The sequence below is a fragment of the Paraburkholderia flagellata genome (assembly GCF_021390645.1).
Classification (GTDB): Bacteria; Pseudomonadota; Gammaproteobacteria; order Burkholderiales; family Burkholderiaceae; genus Paraburkholderia; species Paraburkholderia flagellata.
Genome location: NZ_JAJEJT010000004.1, coordinates 595,347 through 614,163, shown reverse-complemented (window position 1 = coordinate 614,163; position 18,817 = coordinate 595,347). Strand labels below are relative to the sequence as shown.

Annotated in this window: 18 protein-coding genes; 13 read left to right on the top strand and 5 right to left on the bottom strand. The window is 63.2% G+C overall.

Annotated features, from left to right (window positions below):
- Window positions 1-39: 39 nt before the first annotated feature.
- From L0U83_RS33360 to L0U83_RS33320, 9 genes are all read left to right on the top strand, one after another.
- Window positions 40-930, top strand: coding sequence for a LysR family transcriptional regulator (locus L0U83_RS33360; protein WP_233888429.1), 891 nt, complete (start codon window positions 40-42; stop codon window positions 928-930).
- A gap of 142 nt (window positions 931-1,072) precedes the next feature.
- Window positions 1,073-2,194 carry an alanine racemase gene (gene alr, locus L0U83_RS33355; protein ID WP_233888428.1) on the top strand — a complete coding sequence of 374 codons (1,122 nt, stop codon included), beginning with the start codon at window positions 1,073-1,075 and terminating at the stop codon, window positions 2,192-2,194.
- 131 nt (window positions 2,195-2,325) lie between these two features.
- Window positions 2,326-3,396 (top strand): fatty acid desaturase family protein, encoded by a 1,071-nt coding sequence (locus L0U83_RS33350; RefSeq protein ID WP_233888427.1) that lies wholly within the window; start codon window positions 2,326-2,328, stop codon window positions 3,394-3,396.
- A gap of 46 nt (window positions 3,397-3,442) precedes the next feature.
- Complete coding sequence (locus tag L0U83_RS33345) at window positions 3,443-3,751, top strand: MocE family 2Fe-2S type ferredoxin (RefSeq protein WP_233888426.1); 309 nt, start codon at window positions 3,443-3,445, stop codon at window positions 3,749-3,751.
- 295 nt (window positions 3,752-4,046) lie between these two features.
- On the top strand, window positions 4,047-5,162 hold the full coding sequence (locus L0U83_RS33340; protein ID WP_233889120.1) for a SpoIIE family protein phosphatase: 1,116 nt from the start codon (window positions 4,047-4,049) through the stop codon (window positions 5,160-5,162).
- 14 nt (window positions 5,163-5,176) lie between these two features.
- Window positions 5,177-5,740, top strand: coding sequence for a SiaB family protein kinase (locus L0U83_RS33335; protein WP_233888425.1), 564 nt, complete (start codon window positions 5,177-5,179; stop codon window positions 5,738-5,740).
- Between the two features lie 18 nt (window positions 5,741-5,758).
- Window positions 5,759-6,145: a DUF1987 domain-containing protein gene (locus tag L0U83_RS33330; RefSeq protein WP_233888424.1), complete on the top strand. Its 387-nt coding sequence runs from the start codon at window positions 5,759-5,761 to the stop codon at window positions 6,143-6,145.
- A gap of 22 nt (window positions 6,146-6,167) precedes the next feature.
- Entirely contained in the window at window positions 6,168-6,908 is a 741-nt protein-coding gene (locus L0U83_RS33325; RefSeq protein WP_233888423.1) for a GGDEF domain-containing protein, read from the top strand.
- A gap of 152 nt (window positions 6,909-7,060) precedes the next feature.
- Entirely contained in the window at window positions 7,061-8,188 is a 1,128-nt protein-coding gene (locus L0U83_RS33320; protein WP_233888422.1) for a patatin-like phospholipase family protein, read from the top strand.
- Window positions 8,189-8,264: 76 nt separating this feature from the next.
- Here L0U83_RS33320 and ltrA read toward each other — a convergent pair whose 3' ends face one another.
- From ltrA to L0U83_RS33295, 5 genes are all read right to left on the bottom strand, one after another.
- Window positions 8,265-9,644 carry a group II intron reverse transcriptase/maturase gene (ltrA, locus tag L0U83_RS33315; protein WP_373320943.1) on the bottom strand — a complete coding sequence of 460 codons (1,380 nt, stop codon included), beginning with the start codon at window positions 9,642-9,644 and terminating at the stop codon, window positions 8,265-8,267.
- Window positions 9,645-10,155: 511 nt separating this feature from the next.
- Window positions 10,156-11,403 (bottom strand): NAD(P)/FAD-dependent oxidoreductase, encoded by a 1,248-nt coding sequence (locus tag L0U83_RS33310; RefSeq protein WP_233888421.1) that lies wholly within the window; start codon window positions 11,401-11,403, stop codon window positions 10,156-10,158.
- A gap of 17 nt (window positions 11,404-11,420) precedes the next feature.
- Window positions 11,421-12,455, bottom strand: coding sequence for a sugar ABC transporter substrate-binding protein (locus L0U83_RS33305; RefSeq protein WP_373321161.1), 1,035 nt, complete (start codon window positions 12,453-12,455; stop codon window positions 11,421-11,423).
- A gap of 55 nt (window positions 12,456-12,510) precedes the next feature.
- Window positions 12,511-12,834, bottom strand: a complete 324-nt coding sequence (locus L0U83_RS33300) for a non-heme iron oxygenase ferredoxin subunit (RefSeq protein ID WP_233888420.1) — start codon at window positions 12,832-12,834, stop codon at window positions 12,511-12,513.
- A 51-nt stretch (window positions 12,835-12,885) separates the two neighbouring features.
- Window positions 12,886-13,944, bottom strand: a complete 1,059-nt coding sequence (locus L0U83_RS33295) for a fatty acid desaturase (RefSeq protein WP_233888419.1) — start codon at window positions 13,942-13,944, stop codon at window positions 12,886-12,888.
- A gap of 251 nt (window positions 13,945-14,195) precedes the next feature.
- On the opposite strand from L0U83_RS33295, the gene L0U83_RS33290 reads away from it, so the two are divergent.
- The 4 genes from L0U83_RS33290 to L0U83_RS33275 all read left to right on the top strand — a co-directional run bounded on the left by L0U83_RS33290 (window position 14,196) and on the right by L0U83_RS33275 (window position 18,796).
- Window positions 14,196-15,239, top strand: a complete 1,044-nt coding sequence (locus tag L0U83_RS33290) for a LacI family DNA-binding transcriptional regulator (protein WP_233888418.1) — start codon at window positions 14,196-14,198, stop codon at window positions 15,237-15,239.
- Between the two features lie 117 nt (window positions 15,240-15,356).
- On the top strand, window positions 15,357-16,148 hold the full coding sequence (locus L0U83_RS33285) for a DeoR/GlpR family DNA-binding transcription regulator (protein ID WP_233888417.1): 792 nt from the start codon (window positions 15,357-15,359) through the stop codon (window positions 16,146-16,148).
- The gene (locus L0U83_RS33280) at window positions 16,145-17,359 is read left to right on the top strand and encodes an MFS transporter (protein ID WP_233888416.1); all 1,215 of its coding nucleotides are present in this window, start codon (window positions 16,145-16,147) and stop codon (window positions 17,357-17,359) included. The genes L0U83_RS33285 and L0U83_RS33280 overlap by 4 nt, the downstream gene beginning before the upstream one ends.
- A 141-nt stretch (window positions 17,360-17,500) precedes the next feature.
- Complete coding sequence (locus tag L0U83_RS33275) at window positions 17,501-18,796, top strand: MFS transporter (RefSeq protein WP_233888415.1); 1,296 nt, start codon at window positions 17,501-17,503, stop codon at window positions 18,794-18,796.
- Window positions 18,797-18,817: the final 21 nt, after the last annotated feature.

Here is an 18,817-nt window from a genome sequence, read left to right as displayed (position 1 = left end):
TCAATATATAATTTTTCGATTCACAAATATTCTTGATGAATGATCCGCGAACTCAAAACCCTCGTTGCCGTAGCGAGAGAAGGCACGTTCGCCGCGGCGGGACACAAGATCGGCTTGACGCAGGCCGCCGTCAGCGCGCAAATGCAGCGCCTCGAGGCGGAGCTGGGCTTCACGCTGTTCGACCGCGAGGGACGCGCGGCGCGCCTGAATGCGATGGGCGAGCAAATTCTCACCCAGGCTCAGGAGGTCATCCGGCTCTATGAAAACCTGAGTTCGAGCGCGGCCGGCCCCGCGGCGACCGGGCGCGTCACGCTCGGCGCGATCGCCTCCGTGCAGCGCGCGCTCGTGCCCGAGGCCCTCGCCGAATTCCACCGCCGTTGTGCGGGCTGCCGCACGCGTGTGATCCCTGGCGTTTCGATGGAGCTTCACAATCTCGTGGATGCTGGCGAAATCGACATGGCGGCCATCATCCGGCCACCCTTCGCACTGCAAAGCGATTTGCGCTGGACCACGCTCGCGCGCGAGCCGTATCGGCTCATTGTGCCGCGCCATGTGAAGGGCCATGACTGGGCCGAACTGCTGGCGACGCAGCCCTTCATCCGCTACGATCGCGCGTCGTTCGGCGGACGTCAGGTGGACCGCTTCCTGCGTCGCATGCACTACACCGTGCAGGACCTGAGCGAACTCGACGAACTCGAGGCCATTGTCGGGCTCGTTGCGAACGGCGTGGGCGTCGCGCTGGTGCCGCAGACGTCGGCGTGGCGGCGCTGGCCCGCCAAGGTCCGCGCGATCGATCTCGGGCAGCACACGTTTCACCGCGACGTCGGCCTCGTGCATCGCGCGACAGGCACGCTCAGCGACCCTGCGCGCCTGCTGATCCAGTTGCTCGAGTCCCGCGCCCAGGAGCAGCAGGCGGGCGCGGAGCAATGAACTTACCATTCGTTGGCGGCTCACCGGGAAAAGCAGTCGATTCAACCAAATCCATCAAAAAATACATTAAAGATAACTGGATAAAAATCAATACGATTGCACAAATCACTAGATCGCAGCCATCCAACCCACAGGAACGCCTATGCCGCGCCCCATCGCCGCTCGCATTCAACCCGACGCCATCCGCCACAACCTCCAGCTTGCGAAGCAGATCGCCGCCGGGTCGCGCGCCTTCGCCGTCATCAAGGCCAATGCGTACGGTCACGGCATCGAGCGGATCTATCCGGCGCTCGCGGGCGCCGACGGCATCGCGCTGCTCGACCTCGACGAAGCGGTGCGCGTGCGTGAACTGGGCTGGACCAAACCGCTGCTGCTGCTCGAAGGCGTGTTCGAGCCCGCCGACGTTGAGCTTGCCGTCGCGCACCGGCTCACCGTGGCCGTGCATTGCGACGAACAACTCGATCTGCTCGCTGCGGCGAAGCCGCAGCATCCCATCGACATTCAGCTGAAGATGAACTCGGGCATGAACCGCCTGGGGTTTCGCCCTCATGCGTATCGCGCGGCATGGGAGCGCGCGCGTGCCATCCCGTCGATCGGCGCAATCAGCCTCATGACGCACTTCGCGAACGCCGACGACGGCCAGGTCGACTGGCAGCTCGACACGTTCGACGCCGCCGTGCGGGACATTCCCGGCGAGCAGTCGGTGTCGAATTCGGCGGGCGTGCTCTGGCACCCGCGCGCGCATCGCGACTGGGTGCGCCCGGGCACGATTCTTTATGGCGCGTCGCCCACGGGTGTGGCGCGGCACGTAGAAGGCTTCGGCCTGCGCTCGGCCATGACGCTCACGAGCCGTATCATCGGCATTCAGACGCTCGTGCCGCAGGAAACCATCGGCTATGGCCGCACTTTCGAGGTCGACCGGCCCATGCGCGTCGGCGTGGTGGCGTGTGGCTACGCGGACGGCTATCCGCGCCACGCGCCCACCGGCACGCCGATCGCCGTGGACGGCGTGCGCACGCGCGTCGTGGGCCGCGTGTCGATGGACATGCTCACCGTCGATCTCACGCCGTGCCCGCAGGCGGGCATCGGTTCGAGCGTCGAGCTGTGGGGCGACCAGGTGCGCGTGGACGAAGTGGCCGAGGCGTCGGGCACGATTGGCTATGAGCTGATGTGTGCGCTCGCGCGGCGTGTGCCGGTGATCGTGGCCGATCGCGCGGATACGCCGGGCACCGCACACGCACAAGGCGAACGCGTAGCAGCCTGACCGCGATGAAAGCTCGCTGACGAAATTTCGTCAAACTTCCGGTTGAGCCCCGGCCTTGCGTCACCTATTTTTGTGTTGACACGCGCGGCGCATTGCACGCCGCGCGTGGCCAACACTTCAAGGAGACACTCGTGGCCGACCAGGAGACTCACGCCTACGCGCCGCATCACGCGGACTACCGCCTCATCGGCGGCGCAGGCGAACGCGCGCGCGCAGCAGGCCTAGTCAACGCTGACTGGTACCGGTGCGCCGTGCCGCGCCCCGTGATGAAACAGCTGATGCAGCGCAGCGACGCGCGCGCCATACGCGACACCGTGATCTGGTATGCGGCCATCGTCGCGAGCGGCGTGCTGGCCGGGTTCCTCTGGCACGCGCACTCATGGTGGGCCCTGCCCGCGTTCCTGCTGTACGGCACGCTCTATTGCAGTCCTGCCGATTCGCGCTGGCACGAAGCGGGTCACGGCACCGCATTCAAAACGCGCTGGATGAACGACGTGCTGTATCAGATCGCGTCATTCCAGATATTTCGCTGCGCGACGATCTGGCGATGGAGCCACGCGCGCCATCACACCGACACGCTCGTGGTGGGCCGCGATCCCGAGATCGCCGCGCCACGCCCCACCGACTGGCTTTCGCTCGCGCTCAACATCTTCGCGCTCAAGCACGTATCGCGTGAACTGCCGCGCATGATATCCGCCGCATGCGGACGCCTAGGCGCAGAAGAACAAAGCTTCGTGCCCGCCTTGGAATGGCCCAAAGCGATTCGCGAAGCGCGCCTGAGCCTCTTCGTCTACGCGATCGTGATTGGCTCGTGCATCGGCTTTCGCACGATCCTGCCGCTGCTTTATATCGGCCTGCCGAGCCTCTACGGCGCGTGGCTTTATCTCTACTTCGGCCTCACGCAGCACGCGGGCATGCCCGAGAACGTGCTCGATCACCGGCGCAACTGCCGGACGGTGATGATGAATCCCGTGTTCCGCTTTCTCTACTGGAACATGAATTATCACGTCGAGCATCACATGTTTCCGATGATTCCTTTTCACGCACTACCGCGCCTGCACGAAGTCGTAAAAATGGATATGCCGCCGCCCTATCGCAGCAGCCTGGCCGCCTACGCGGAAATCATTCCCGCGCTCGTGCGGCAAACACGCGACCCCTCGTATCACGTGGCGCGCCCGGTTCCAGGCCACGCCGAAGCTTGACAACCCGTTGCCAGCGCAACCATTCAATGAAGACAGGAGACAACCCATGACGCAATGGATCGACGCAGCCGCATTCGACGATATCGAAGACGAAGACGTCATGCGCTTCGACCACGGTTCACGCACCTTTGCTATCTACCGCGTGGAAGACCAGGTCTACGCGAGCGACGGGCTCTGCACGCATGAACACGTCCACCTGAGCGACGGCCTCGTCATGGGCCATGTGATCGAATGTCCGAAGCACAACGGACGCTTCGACGTGCGTGATGGCAAGCCGCTTTGCGCACCAGTATGCGAGAGGCTCGCAACGTATCCGGCGAAGGTCGAAAGTGGACGGATTTACATTGAAGTGTGATGCACCGAAACCTTGCCCAAAGGTAGCGAAAAAAACGCGCAAACGTTAGCGCGTCGCTCGCCGATCATTACGGTGTATTAAACAAGCGAACTTGAGCGCTTACTCGGGCTCATGTAACGAGAATGACATAAATAGCCATTAGCGTGCTGATTCTCCATATTAATCGGAATGGATAGTCATGCACCCCGCGCTCGCGCAGTTTCGTCGTCCGGGACTTCCCGTAGGCCCGCGCAGCGCCGGGGAACTGGCTCTGGAAGTACCCGCCATCGACGCCTCGGATTCGAATTCTCTTGTCATGGAGATTTTCTATTCGAGGCGCGACATGGCCAGTCTCGCGGTGGTCGATAACGACCGCCCTATCGGCCTAATCAACCGCGATATTTTCCTGTCGCAAATGAGCAAGCCGTTTCATCGCGAGCTATACGACAAGAAGAGTTGCATCGCGTTCATGGACAAGGCGCCATTGATCGTCGACGTCGACATGAGCATCGAAGCGCTTACGTTCAAAACCGTCGAAGTCGGTGAAAAGGCGCTAGTGGACGGTTTCATCGTGACGCGCGAAGGCCGCTTCGTTGGCGTGGGCAATGGCTTGCGGCTCCTCTCCGTCGTCGCGGAAATGCAGGCCGAAAAGAATCGTCAGATCATGCAGAGCATCGAATATGCGAGCGTGATCCAGCAAGCCATGCTGCGCGCTTCGCGCGAGACGCTCGCGACCATGCTGCCCGATGCCGCGCTCGTCTGGGAGCCACGCGATGTAGTCGGCGGCGACTTCTACCATTTCGCGGCGTTCGCCGACGGCTGGTTCGGTGCGGTGGCCGATTGCACGGGCCACGGCGTGCCGGGCGCATTCATGACCTTGCTCGCCTCGGCATCGCTTTCGCAGGCGCTCGAACAGATCGGTCCGCGCAATCCCTCCTCGCTGCTGGCAGCCGTCAATCGCAATGTGAAAGGCCTGCTCGGCCAAATCAACGGCGCGGGGGACGCCCCGCAGTCCAATGACGGGCTCGACGCTGCCTTCTTCTGGTTCGACGCCGCCAGCCAGGTGCTGCATTTCGCCGGAGCGCGGGTCGCGCTGCATGTGCTGCGTGCGGACGCCGCCGGGTTCGAGAGCATTGCCGGCGACCGCATGGGCGTGGGCTATGTGGACAGCCTCGCCGATTACACGTGGACCCAGCACGCCGTAGCCGTGCCGCACGGCAGTTTGCTGTTCGTCTCCACGGATGGCCTGACCGACCAGATTGGCGGCCCGCGAAACATCGCCTTCGGAAAACGCCGCGCGCTCGACCGGATTCTCGCTGAGCGCGAGCATGCTTCTTCTTTCATCTGCGCACGCTTGCTCGAAACCTTCGCCGAATGGCAGGGCTCGCAGGCGCGCCGCGACGATGTCACGCTTTTCTTCGCACGAGTTTGAGGTAGTTCACCAATATGTCTGGAATTCTGGATCAAAACTGCTGCTTCTTCGAAATCGCACAGAAGCGCAATTTGCTCTTCTATCACAAAGGCTATTTCTCGCACAGCATCGTCGCGGCGATGAGCGAGGTCGTGAAGCTGCAACTGGAAGTGGCAGGACTGAGCACGTCCACGCGCAGAAGGATCTTTTCGTCGTTCATCGAGCTTTCGCACAATATCGTGCACTACTCGTGCGACGCGCTTTCCGAAGATCAAGGCCAGGGCGGTGCGATTCGCGAAGGCGCGATGTGCATTTCCGCCGAAGACGAGCGCCACCTCATGGTATGCGTGAATCCCATCGCGACGTCGGCCGTGGACGAATTGCGCGAGAAGCTGGAGCCGCTGCGCAACATGTCGATCGAAGAGATCAAGCAGGCATACAAGATGTCGTTGCGCGCCGACACGCCTGCCGACAGCAAAGGCGCGGGACTGGGTTTCCTGACGATGGCGCGCGACGCCAGTGCACCGCTCGAATTCGCGTTTCATCAACGCGAAGACGATACGGGCACCACACTGTTTTGCCTCAAGACCATCATTTGACCAGGGCACGCGTACAAAATGGAAAACCTTTTTATCGCCGCCACGGCGACGTCGCCGGAGATCGATTTCCGCTTCGACGAAAGCGTGCTGTCACTGCGAGGCGAGTCGTATCCCGAGCATGCGGCCGCATTCTATGCGCCGATCATCGAGCGGCTCAATCTGTGGCTCAAAGGTTGTGAAGGCGCTGCGATCACGGTCGAGGTGACGCTCACTTACTTCAACAGTTCGAGCACGAAAATGCTGTTCAGCGTGTTCGATGCACTGGATCGTGCGGCGGCGGCGGGCAACCAGGTGCGGGTGAACTGGTATCGCGACGAAGAAGACGAAACGATCCTCGAATTCGGCGAGGAACTGCAAACCGACTTCACGGCAATCAAGTTCAATGACTGCCCGGTTGCGACCTGAGAATGCTTTGAGGACGACGCGCGTGGAAACGACTGCCTTGCGGGACACATTGAAGGATCATTACCTTGACCTGTTCCGCAGCGAAAGCGAGGCGCTGGAGCGGGCCCGGGCGATTGCCGAGGCTCCGGAGTCGCACGCGCAAAGTCATCGCGATGCGCTCGTCGAACTCATCCAGCATTACGAGCGCCTGATGCGCGAAACCCGCCGCCTGATCGGGCGCAGCGATCGCGCCGAGCGCGAAATGCAGGCGCTCACCCAGCAACTGCACTATCGCGCGACGCACGACGCCCTCACCGGCGTATTGAATCGCAGCGCCGTGATCGAGCGCACCGTGAAGGCGCTGCGCGCGAATCGGGCGGTGATGATCCTGCTCGATATCGACGACTTCAAGAAGGTCAACGACGACTTCGGTCACCCGGCCGGCGACAGCGTGATCTCGGGCATCGTGAACTGCCTGAGGCGCATTCTCGGCGAGACCGGCATTATCGGGCGCGTGGGCGGCGAAGAGTTCACGGTCGTGTTGCCGGGCTTCGACATTGCAGATGCCCTGCAGCTCGCCGAGCGCATGCGCGCGGCCATCGCGAGCCACGCGTTCGCAGCACCCGTGTGCCGCTCCATCACGGCAAGCTTCGGCGTGAGCGACAATCCGGCTGGCACCGATTTCGACACCGCTTACGGCCTCGCGGACTCCGCGCTGTACACCGCCAAGCGCGGCGGCCGAAACTGTGTGACGTTCGAAGGACACATCGCCCCGGCAGATTGAAAAACAGCGGCCTGACGGTTTTGGGGCCGTTGCCGCGCAACGCGCGTCTTTTCCGAACGCCACACTACAATGGTGCGGAGAAAATCGCGACGCGTATGAAGAATGCAGGCCACGATATCGCGCGTCAGCACAGCAAAACAGCGAGGCGATCGATGACAGCGAAGCAGCCGGCACGCCTGGCATTGCCCGGGCAAGTCGTACTCGTGTTGCAGGGCGGCGGCGCGTTGGGCGCCTATCAGCTCGGCGTCTATGAGGCGATGCACAAAGCCGGCATCCATGTGGACTGGGTGATCGGCACTTCCATTGGCGCCATCAACGCGGCGTTGATCGCCGGAAACGCGCCGGAGCGCCGCTTCGAGCGGCTGGAGGAATTCTGGCAGCGCGTCACCGACCGCACGCGCCTCGACGCAGCAGCGTGGCCTGGCTTGGGTCCTGGCTGGGACAAGACGTTTGCAAAACTGATGATCATCAGCGGCGGCATTGCGGGGTTCTTTCAGCCCAACCCGGCGTCGTGGTTCGGGCCGCTTGCGCGCCTCGGCGTAGATCGCGCGTCCTACTACAAGATCGCACCGCTGCGCGACACGCTCGTTTCTCTCGTCGATTTCAAACGGCTCAACGCGGGGCACCCGCGCCTCACTGTGGGCGCGGTGAACGCACGCACGGGCGCGATGCGCTATTTCGATTCGCGCGATCAGCAGCTGAATGTCGAACACATCATGAGTTCGGGCGCGCTGCCGCCCGCGTTCCCGGCGGTGCGCATCGACGGTGAGCCATACTGGGATGGCGGCATCTATTCGAACACGCCGGTCGAGGTCGTGCTCGACGACAAGCCGCGCAATAGTTCGGTCATCTTCTCGGTGCAGGTGTGGAATCCAGCGGGCCCGGAGCCGGAAAGCATCTGGCAGATCGCTGAGCGGCAAAAAGACATTCAGTACGCGAGCCGCACAGAAAGCCATATCGCGCGCCAGCAGCAGATTCATCGCTTGCGCCACGTGATCCGCGAACTGGCAAAGCGCGTGCCCGATGCCGAGCGCAACACAGCCGACGTTCAGCAGTTGGCGGCCTGGGGCTGCGAAACGACCATGCGGCTCATCAAGCTCGCGGCGCCGCGGCTCGATGGCGACGACCAGTTGAAGGACATCGACTTCACGCCTGCCGGCATTGCCGCGCGCCGGCGCGCTGGCTACGAAGCCGCTATGCGCGCGATCGAAGCAAGACCCTGGGAAGCACCGATGGATCCGATAGAAGGACTAAGCGTCTACAGCGCAGACGAAGAATAATTGGGATAGGGGCAGGCCTCGCGGCGCGACCCCTCCCGCACCACCGTGCGTACGGGTCCGTACACGGCGGTTCGGATCAGTTAATCGGCGTAGGGCCTAGCGATGGAAGGCCCAATGAGAGGAAGTAACGATTCGACAGCGCCTTACTTAGCGCAGGGCTATTGCTTAGGCGCCAGGCGCCGTGGGGCGAACCCGCCGTTTGTGCGGCAAGGTCGTGCCCCACGCCGCGCGCAACCAGCTGCCGAAACCGGGTCCGGCCTTGCTTCCACTGCTTCCACAAGAAGCAGCGCAGGCGGCGTCGGATCCATGCATCCAGTTGCCTGAGCACACTGGGCGTTTCGCAGAAACCAAAGTAGCCACGCCAGCCCGTCAGATATCGCTTCAGCGCGCCGATCATCTGGCGAACGCTGATCCCGCGCGAGCGTTGCGTCAATTCCCGGACCCGATCCTTGAAGCGAACCAGAGCATTGGGCGCAATGCGCCTTCTGACCTGCTTTCGCCCCAGGAAGGTAAATCCCAGAAACTTCCGCGTGTGAGGCCGTGCGACGGCGCTCTTCGCCTCGTTGACCTTCAACTTCAGCTTGTTGGTGAGGAAGGCCTTCAGCCCGGCCATCACCCGCTGACCTGCGCGTTCACTGCGCACGTAGACGTTGCAATCGTCTGCGTACCTCACGAATCGCAGCCCGCGTTGCTCAAGCAGCTTGTCGAGATCGTCGAGCAGCAGATTGGATAACAACGGAGACAACGGGCCGCCCTGCGGCGTACCCTCTGCCGTTGCACCAACCAGCCCGTTCTCCAGCACACCTGCCGTCAGGAAGGAGCGAATCAGCTTCAGAACGCGTCTGTCGCTCACCCGCTTTGCCACCCGGCTCATCAGGATATCGTGGCTCACGCGATCGAAGAATTTCTCCAAATCCAAATCTACGACCCAGCGATGTCCCGCCTGGATATAGCTTTGTGCCTTCGCCACCGCCTGATGCGCCGAACGTCCCGGACGGAAGCCATAACTGGATTCCGAGAACGTCGGGTCCCACTGCCTTTGCAGCACCTGCAATACCGCCTGCTGAACGAGCCGGTCGAGCGCAGAGGGGATACCGAGCTTGCGCACGCCACCTCCGTCCGGCTTGGGTATCTCGACCCGTCTCACAGGTTGGGGCTTGTACGTGCCGTTCAGCAGCGTTTCCCTTATCGACGGCCAATGCTCCCGCAGGTACGCCGGTAATGTCTGAACCGTCATGCCGTCCACACCCGGTGCACCCTTGTTCGCCTTCACACGTTTCAACGCCTGCTGCAGGTTCTCCCTTTCGCAGACTTCTTCCATCAGCCGGTCACAAGCCGACGGGCTTTCAGGCTCGGGGTTCGCCGCCATAGGTTCAGCCCCTCGATCAGCCGCCGTCGGGGCTTCACCCCTTCTTCCGCTATCAAGGACGCGATGCGTTTTCTGCTGCGCTCCCATGTCGAGTTCTCCGGCTTACTCGCCGCTCCTCTCCGTTTGGGCCTTCAGGCGTCGCCGCCCTAATATGCCCGCTGCTGACTCCTGCACGGCGATCAGCAACCCTTGCGAGTTGCCCAGTCCTGGTTCCAGGACACCGGGCAGGCCTCCCGAGGTAAGCACAACCGCCTTCGCCACACACCTGCCAGATTTACCGCACCAGTCCTTGATGGTTGTGGACTTCGCGATCCTTTGCTCGCTCGTCCAACTGGGGCGGCCTCATATCTGATTTCTGTTCGTCAGGTCGTGGCTTTGCCACACGCTTCCTTCAGACCCCGCCTCACGACGACGCCCTTGCGTTTCGCTAGCCCTTCGCCACCATCAGGCTGGGCAGGGGACTTCCACCCCCAAGCTGTTGCACATGCTCGGCACACAAAGAAAGCGATAGGGCATGAAGCCCCTATCGCCCCACTCGAACCACAGTGGAAAAAAGCCGGCGGGTGGAGCCGCTGGCCGAGCAGATCGATTCCGTCGCTCAATGCACGGCTGCGGCGAGCAGCGATTTGAGTTTGGTCGCACTGTCGGCAAGGCGCTCGGGTTCGATGCGCATGCGGCGTGCGATCAGTTCCTGCGCAACGCGCACGTCACGGGCGATTTCACCCGTTTGCCCCACGCCGCTCGCGCCCACCAGCAAGCCCGCTTCGTCGAACGCGAAAAATACCTTCGACGCCGAGCCCGTTGCACGCACAGCCTGGGTCGTCCCGAACGCGGGCAACCCTGCGATCTGGATCGTCATATCGTATTGATCAGACCAGAACCACGGCATGGCGCTGTACGCCTCGTCGTGACCGAGCATATTGAGTGCTGCCGCGCGCGCCTGATCCTCCGCGTTGCGCCAGCATTCAAGACGAATGCGACGCCCGTATAGCGGATGCACGAACGAGCACACGTCGCCCGCTGCGTAGATATGTGGATCGCTGGTACGCAGCATGGGATCGACGGCAATGCCGTTGTCGATCGCGAGGCCCGCTGCCTGCGCCAGCGCCACACGCGGCGCCACGCCAACGCCGACCACGACCGCATCGCAAGGCACGACGGTTCCATCGCCGAGCACGACGCCGTTGACGCGCCCATCGCCCTCGAAGCGCTGCACCTGCACGTCAAAGCGTACGTCCACGCCTCGCTCGCGATGAAGGTCCACAAGGCACTGCGCCACCTCCGCGGGCACCGCGCGCATCAACGCACGCGGTGCGGCTTCGAACGCGACGACTTCGCAACCGCGTTGCCTCGCCGAGGCCGCGACTTCGAGCCCGATGAAGCCAGCGCCGATCACCGCAATGCGCCGCCCCTGCCCGAGTTCGCCCGCAATGGCGAGCGCATCGCCGGCATTGCGCAACACATGCACGCCCGCGAGGTCCGCACCGGGCGCGCTCATGCGGCGAGGCTCGGCACCGGTCGCGATCAGCAAGCGATGGTAGGAAAGCGCTTCGCCATTCGCGAGCGTGACCGTTTGTGCGGCGCGGTCGATCGTGCTCGCGGCGCAACCGCTGCGCAGATCGACTCGCTGCTCGCGATAAAACGCCTCGCGGTGTATTGCGCCCTGCTCCGGCGTGCGCTCGCCCACCAGCACCGCCTTTGAAAGCGGCGGCCGCTCGTACGGTTGCGCGGCTTCATCGGCGATCAACGTAATCGCGCCTTCCCAGCCGCCTTCGCGCAAAACCTGCACGGCGCGTGCGCCGCACTGGCCGCCGCCAATCACCACCATGCCATCGCCCGCACTCATACCGACTCCTTGCGCGCTCAACGATACTGCCCTGCGAGCGCAGACACCTGCTGAATATTCTGCGGCGTGATGAAGCCCGGCCCGGAGCTAATATTGCGCGCCTCATACACGGGCTTGAGCCCATAGTCCTTCAGGCGCCGCTCGAATTTCGGATTCTGCTCGAGTGCGGCGCGCGCCTGCAACACATCGTTGTTGTGGTTCTGATGCATGATCGCCAGCAGGGCAACCGGAATATATCCCTGCAAATACGGCTGCTGATCGGTGCAGAACTTGATCGTGCCATCCTTGATGCCCTTCGCGACGTCCGTGTCGATATCGAAAGTCGCAAACCAGATCTTGCCCGCAAGGCCGAGACTCTTCACCGCGCGTATCGTCGGATCGGCCGAAGTCGGGCCGAGCGTGAGCACGGCCTGCGTGTTCGGGTGGTTGCGCAGATACGCGCTCACTTTCGATTCTATGCCCGTGGGATCCGTACCTGCATCGAGCACCGAGATTTTCATGTTCGCGCCGATAGCGTCCGCAAAACCGCGGCAGCGTTCGAACGAGAGCGGATTCGTAGCGTAATGGTTCACGCACAGGAAAGTCTTCACGCCGTCCGCCTTCGCGCGCAGCCCCGCTGCCTTGCCCGCGAGATATTCTGGCTGGCCCACGTGCATGAGCGCGCCAAGCTCGGCGCTCTGCTGCTCCGTGCCCGTATTCGCGGTGATAAAGGGAATGTTCTTCGACTTCAGGCGCGACACGGCGCCTTTGAGCAGATCGAAATCCGCAATGGTCGTGACCACGCCGTCGTAATTGCGCGCCGCCGCCTGATTCACGAGTTGCACCATGTCGGCGATATCACCATTGGGTGGATTACGGTAATCGGTCTGAACATTGAAGTCTTCATCGGCCTGCTTGATGCCGTTCTTGACGGTGTTCCACCATGCATCTGAATCAGGCGCATGCGAAATGAAGTCGAAATGCGCGACGGGATCCGCATGCGCCGCGGGGCTCAGCGCAAGTGCGAACACGGTAGCCGCCAGCGGCAACACCTTCAGAAAAGAAACGTTCACGGCTGTCTCCTAAGTTGCATCGTTATCGTGGTGATTCAAAGATTCGCATACCAAATCATTCTGTGGCGAGCCCGAGATAAATCGTTCCGCCCTCCACCTTCACCGGATGCGTGGCGAGATTCACGCAGACCGGCGCTCCCTTGGCCGCGCCCGAGGGAATGTGGAAGCGCCCCATATGCATCGGGCATTCGATGATGTCGCCGAACACGAGACCTTGCGCGAGACGCGCCGTTTCGTGTGTGCAGACTCCCGCTGAGGCGTAATAGCCCGTGGGCGTGTGATAGATCGCGTAAAGCTCGCCTTCGTGCTCGAACTCCATCACGTCCTCTTCTTCGAGTTCGTCGCTCGCGCACACCTCGTGCCATTGAAGAATGTTCATGGTCGTCTCCTCCATCCTCATCTTTCGAACAATTAGCGGGCAGCCGCGGCGTCATTGCGTGTCGACGGCAACGGCATTTGAAACGGCGTCCTCGCGCATTACGCCTACCGTCTTGCCGGGCACCTGCGGCGTGATCATGTAGTCCGGATCGTGGCGCTGCGTGCGCAATACGTGCAGGATCTCGGCCCACGCGTCGAACAGACCGTCATAAGCGGGTGGCAGGTCAGCCTCGATCGCTTTGCGCAATTCAGGCAGCGCATGAAACGGCACGTTGGGGAACATATGGTGTTCGACGTGATAGTTCATGTTCCAGTAGAGGAACTGGAGGACGGGATTCAGGCGCAGCGTGCGGGTAGAAAAACGGTGATCGAGTTCGTTCTCGCGCAGGCCGGTGTGCTGCGTAATGGCCAGCAGTTCATGCAGCCACGCGCCGTATGCCCGAGGCAAAAGCAGAAACACCACCGGCAGCCAGCTATGTGCAACAAAAGCCCACACGCCAACGGCCACGTAGAGCGCGAGAATCACCCGCGAATTGCGGCGCATCACACGATATTCGACCACCGGCACGACGGCCTTCGCGCTCCTCGTCACGATGCCGAGGCTGTGCAGCACGATGTTGCCGAGATGATGGATGCCGTGCGAAATGCGCAGGAAATCGGTGGCGAGTTTGAGGTAACTGGGCGGACGCTTGACGGCGATTTCAACGTCAGCGGGCACCGTGGCCGTGAGGTGCGTATAGGTGTGATGCTGCGCATGCGACCAGCGGCTATAGATCTGCTCGCGCCAGGTCATGAAGCAGATGACCCAGTGCACGCTCTCGTTGAGCCACTCGCTCCTGAACGGCGTGCGATGACGCAGTTCGTGCTCCATCGCCTCCGCGAACGCGTAAATCGTGCCGTAAAGCAGAAAGGCCGGAATGCACCAGAGCGTGCCCAATGAAAACCAGGCGAGCGCGCCCGTGGCGAGCACGAGCGCCATGAAACCGCCGAAATGCATCAGGGCGACCCGGTCGTTGCGCCGCGTGACTTCCTTGAGCACCTTGCGCTCCAGCGGACAACGGTACCAGTCGTCCATCGTGATGACCTGTGGCGAGCCTTGCTGTGCGGACATGAATCGAACTCCCGTGCATGACGTTGAACGAGGATGAGCTGCTTTGGACTCGCTCATCCTTGAGGCGAATTACAGGCTCTAAATGAGTCACCGTCAAAGACTAAAGTGACTCATTTTGAGCACCAAAGGGTTTTCACCTAAATTTTCCCCGTCTGAAATCGTTCTCCACGTGGAGATATAAGACAAATACTCGTACTCAATGCCTCATTTTGAGGCAGAATACCTTCGTACTCATCTGCTGCGGAGATCCGATGAAAAGCCGCCCTACGCTGAAACAGTTGATGGAGCTCACGCAACTAAGCCGCGCGACCATCGACCGGGCGCTCAACGACCGGCCCGGCGTGCACCCGCGCACGCGCAGCGCCGTGGAAGCGGCGCTCAGGCAACTGGGCGCGAGTGACGATCAGGTGTTGCCCGTGGCGTCGCGCGCCGCGTCCCATGCGCTGCGTGTGCGCCTGCTCCTGCAGGCCGGCGACGCCTTCACCGCAGAACTCACGCGCACGGCAGCGAGCCTCGAAACCGAATTTGCCGCCGCAGGCGTAACGGTCGACGTGGTCAATTGCGTGGGCGCCAGCGACGAGGACGTCGCACTGCGCGTGCGCGAGGCAGTGCAAGGGGCACAACCCGCAGCAGACGCCATCGGCATCATCTGCACGAATACGCCGCCCATTACGTCGGCGCTGCGCGAATGCATGGCGCGGGGCCTTGGCGTGGTGACGCTCATCACCGACGTCGACGCCGATGCGCGCCACACCTACGTGGGCGTGAACAACCGCGCCGCGGGCCAGTCGGCTGCGTTCCTCGTCGGCCGTCACCTGGAGGGGCGGACCTCGCCTTCGGTGGCCGTTGTGGTCGCAACTTTCTCGTACACCTGTCACGAAGACCGCGAGATAGGCTTTCGTTCGCTCCTGCGCCAACGCTTTCCCCATGTGAATGTCGTCGAAGTGATCAAGGGTGCCGACTCGGGCGCGGCGACCTACGAGGCCACGCGGCGCTGCATGGAAATGCACGGCGCGCTCGACGGCATCTACAACGTGGCGGGCGGCAACGAGGGGCTTGCTGCGGCGCTGCGCGAGCGCGGGATCGCGGGCCGCACGCTCTATGTCACGCATGAGGTGAACGCCGTGACGGAGCCGCTGTTGCGCGCGGACGTGATCGACTATCTGCTCTCGCAAGACTTGCGTTTGCTGCTGCGCACGGCCGTCGAACAGATGCGCAACGCGGTGGCGGGCGGCACGCCCCCGGCGCAGGCACTCGTGCCGATCGAAACGTATTCGCGCTATTCGCTGCCCTGAATCGGTTGCGCCGCGAATCCTGCGCCGCCTGTTGCATGCATTGCCCGTTTACGATACTTTATGCTCGTTTTTGCTCGATTCGACGGGCAAGCCAACTTGCAGAGGGGAGCCGAAACCATGCAACGCACACGCCAGGCGGCGATTGAAAGCCTGCTCCCCGACGAGCGCGAGCGCCTGATCCTCGAAAAGCTGCGCGCCGAGGGCCGCGTGCTGGCCGCCGAACTCGCCGCGCAGCTCGACACCTCGGAGCACACGATCCGGCGCCATTTGCGCGATCTGGCCGAGGCGGGACACTGCAAGCGCGTATACGGTGGCGCGCTGCTGACGTCGCCCGCCAACAAGCCCGCCTCCGTGCGCATGCGCGAGCAACTGCCCGCAAAGGCGCGCCTCGCGCGCGCCGCCGCCGCGCTTGTCAAGCCCAACCAGGTGATTCTGCTCGACGCAGGCTCGACAAACGTCGAGGTCGCGGCGGCACTGCCCGAGAACGCCGGCCTCACGGTGATCACGACTTCGCCGCAGGCCGCCGTGCGCCTGCTAGAGCGTACAGGCATCGAGGTCATCCTGATCGGCGGGCGCGTGAGCGCGCAGGCCGCGGGCGCACTGGGTGCGACGGCGCTCGTGCAAATACAGCAGATCAAAGCAGATCTCTGCTTTCTCGGGGCATGCGCACTCGATCCCTCCGAAGGGGTTGCGGCATTCGATGCTGAGGATGCCGAAATGAAGCGTGCCATGGTCGCGGCAAGCGGCCAGATCGCGGCGGCGGTCACCACCGAAAAGCTGATGACGTCGGCACCGTTCGTCATCGCACCCTGCGCTTCGCTCGACTATCTGGTGGTCGATGCCGACGTGCCGAAACTCCATCTGAAGCAACTGAAAGCCGCATGCGGCGACGTGACGGTGGCGCGATGAGACCGCTACGCGAACGCTACGCCACCACGGCCGTCTTTCTGGCGAACGGCTTCGGCATTGGCGCGTGGGCCGTCGAAGTGCCGCGCGTGAAGGACAAGCTGCTTCTTGGCGACTCCCTGCTCGGCGTCGCGCTCTTTGCCTTCGCGCTGGGGGCCATCGTCGCCATGCCGCTTGCGGGGCGGCTCGCGCCGAAGTTCGGCAGCGGCCGCGCGACCGCCCTGCTCGGCGTGCTGTTCGTCGCCGCGTTTCCTCTGCCTGCGCTCGCGCCCAATGCGCCGCTGCTGTGTGCCGCGTTGCTGCTGCTCGGTGCGCTCAATGGCGCGCTCGATGTTTCCATGAATGGACATGCCAGCGCTATCGAAAAAGTGTGGAGCGCGCCGATCATGTCGTCGTTCCATGCTGCCTGGAGCGCGGGCGGTCTTGCGGGCGCAGCCGTTGGCACGGTGTTGCAGAAGACAGGATTCGGTGTGCTAAGCGGTCTTGCGCTGCCCGCGATTCCCATCGCTGTGCTGATCGTCGGCGCGGCCCTGTTTTCGCTGCGCGACGTGGGCTCGCGCCCCGAGGCTGCGTCCGGCGGCGGCTTCGCATTGCCGCAGGCGGGCGTCGTGAAGCTCGCCGCGCTTGCGTTTCTCTGCATGATGACCGAGGGCGCCATTGCCGACTGGAGTGGCGTGTATCTGCGTTCTGCCTTGCCCGCTCATGCCGATAGCGCAGGCATCGGCTACACGGCGTTCGCGTTCGCCATGGCGGCGTGCCGCGTGGTGGGCGACGCGTTCGTGCGGCGTCTCGGCGCGGTGCGCGTGGTCGCGCTGGGCGGCCTGCTTTCGGCGGCGGGCCTAGCCGCTGTGCTCGCCGCACCTGCGCTCACTACGGCTGTGGTGGGGTTCATCTGCGTCGGCATTGGGCTCGCCAATGTGGTGCCGGTGATTTTCAGCGCGGCTGGGCGCACGACTGATCCGCCCGTTACGGGCGTTTCGATGGCGGCTACCGCCGGGTACGCGGGCTTTCTCGTGGGGCCGCCGATTATCGGCTTCGGCGCGGGGCTCGTTGGCTTGCAGCTCGCACTTGGCGTGCTGGTGCTCGCTACGCTCGCGGTGTGTTTTGCGGGCAGTCGCGCGGTGCGTGATGTGGATGCGTCGCGCGGCGAATCGGCAACACACGCGCAGGTGCGCAGAGATACGCGCGACGCGGATCGCATCGAGGCGGAGTGACCTGCGCCCTGGGCCCGTACAGCGCATCGAATATCACCACAAGATCCGGATATCCCCACCCAATCACCCTACGTAGACTCGATCCCGAAGCTCAAACCACCGCATCCGGCCTACGCCGGATCGACCTTCGGGACATCTACGATGGCCATCACGCCAGGAACCACCACCCCACAGCGCGTCGTCGTCAATCTTTCGCATGCGAGTCTCGCGGCGCAATTCAGCGAGCAAATGGCCATTGCGGTCATCCCCATCGTCGCCGTGGTGGCGCTAGGCGCGAGCGCACAGCAAAGCGCCTCGCTGCAAGCCATCAACACGCTGCCGTTCCTGCTGCTCTCGCTGCCCGCCGGTCTCGTTGCCGATCGCAGCCGACGCAAGCCGCTCATGATCGCAACCGAACTGCTGCGCGCCGCCGCGCTCTTCGTGCTGTTCGCGTTGTTCCATGCGCGCGTGCTATCGCTCTGCATGCTCGGCACGCTGGGCTTCGCCATCGCGACGGGCACCGTGGTATTCAGCGTAACCGCGCCCTCGCTCGTCGCGGCCATGGTCGAAACGGGCGACCTGCTCACCGCCAACCGGCGGCTCGAAATCGCGCGCAGCATTGCCTACACGGCGGGGCCTTCCGCGGGCGGTATTTTCGCGGGCTGGGCGTCGGGCGTGTTTGCGTTTCTCGCAGCGTTCGTCCTGTCGCTCGCCAGCGCATGGTTTCTCACACGCCTGCCCACCGAGGCGCCGCGCCCGCGTTCGCGTCGCGCGCTCGCACACGAGCTTTTCGACGGCGTGCAGTTCATCGCGCGCAGCACGCACCTACGGCCGATCGTTGCGACGGCCTTCGTCTTCAATACATCGTGGTATTTGTTGCTCGCCGTGTTCGCCTGGTACGCGATACACCGGCTCGCCTTCGCACCATCGGCCGTGGGTGTTGCACTTGGCGTGTACGGCTTCGGGATGGTGGGCGGCGCGTTTCTCTACAAGATCATCGCAAAGCGCCTCGTCTTCGGACGGCAAATTCTGCTCGGCCCAATGAGCGCCGCGCTTGCCTCGCTGCTCATGGCGAGCACCGCCCTCACGCATTCGCGCGCCACCGTGTTTCTGGCTTTCTTTCTGTTTGGATTCGGGCCGATCGTCTGGACCATCTCGACCACTGCGTTGCGCCAGGTCGTCACGCCTCGCGATCTGATCGCGCGCGTCTCGTCGGTCATCATGATGGCGACGTTCGGCGCGCGCCCGCTCGGCGCCCTGCTCGGCGCGTTCCTGAGCACGCACCTTGGCATGACCAGTTGCCTCGTGGGCGCCGCGTGCGGGTTCGCCATTCAGCTCGCGATCATCGTGTTCTCCGCGCCAGCGCGGCTGCGCTCGATCGAAGGTCTCGATGAAGCGCGAGCCGAAACGCGCAACGCGAAGGCAATGACCTTCGCGACTGAGAACCAGCAGGAATGAGGCGACCGAAGCCGCCCCTTA

Coding starts and splice junctions, on each gene's coding strand:
- L0U83_RS33360 (WP_233888429.1), top strand. CDS start 40: ATGATCCGCGAACTCAAAACCCTCGTTGCCGTAGCGAGAGAAGGCACG.
- alr (WP_233888428.1), top strand. CDS start 1,073: ATGCCGCGCCCCATCGCCGCTCGCATTCAACCCGACGCCATCCGCCAC.
- L0U83_RS33345 (WP_233888426.1), top strand. CDS start 3,443: ATGACGCAATGGATCGACGCAGCCGCATTCGACGATATCGAAGACGAA.
- L0U83_RS33340 (WP_233889120.1), top strand. CDS start 4,047: ATGGAGATTTTCTATTCGAGGCGCGACATGGCCAGTCTCGCGGTGGTC.
- L0U83_RS33335 (WP_233888425.1), top strand. CDS start 5,177: ATGTCTGGAATTCTGGATCAAAACTGCTGCTTCTTCGAAATCGCACAG.
- L0U83_RS33330 (WP_233888424.1), top strand. CDS start 5,759: ATGGAAAACCTTTTTATCGCCGCCACGGCGACGTCGCCGGAGATCGAT.
- L0U83_RS33320 (WP_233888422.1), top strand. CDS start 7,061: ATGACAGCGAAGCAGCCGGCACGCCTGGCATTGCCCGGGCAAGTCGTA.
- ltrA (WP_373320943.1), bottom strand. CDS start 9,644: ATGGGAGCGCAGCAGAAAACGCATCGCGTCCTTGATAGCGGAAGAAGG.
- L0U83_RS33310 (WP_233888421.1), bottom strand. CDS start 11,403: ATGAGTGCGGGCGATGGCATGGTGGTGATTGGCGGCGGCCAGTGCGGC.
- L0U83_RS33300 (WP_233888420.1), bottom strand. CDS start 12,834: ATGAACATTCTTCAATGGCACGAGGTGTGCGCGAGCGACGAACTCGAA.
- L0U83_RS33295 (WP_233888419.1), bottom strand. CDS start 13,944: ATGTCCGCACAGCAAGGCTCGCCACAGGTCATCACGATGGACGACTGG.
- L0U83_RS33290 (WP_233888418.1), top strand. CDS start 14,196: ATGAAAAGCCGCCCTACGCTGAAACAGTTGATGGAGCTCACGCAACTA.
- L0U83_RS33285 (WP_233888417.1), top strand. CDS start 15,357: ATGCAACGCACACGCCAGGCGGCGATTGAAAGCCTGCTCCCCGACGAG.
- L0U83_RS33280 (WP_233888416.1), top strand. CDS start 16,145: ATGAGACCGCTACGCGAACGCTACGCCACCACGGCCGTCTTTCTGGCG.
- L0U83_RS33275 (WP_233888415.1), top strand. CDS start 17,501: ATGGCCATCACGCCAGGAACCACCACCCCACAGCGCGTCGTCGTCAAT.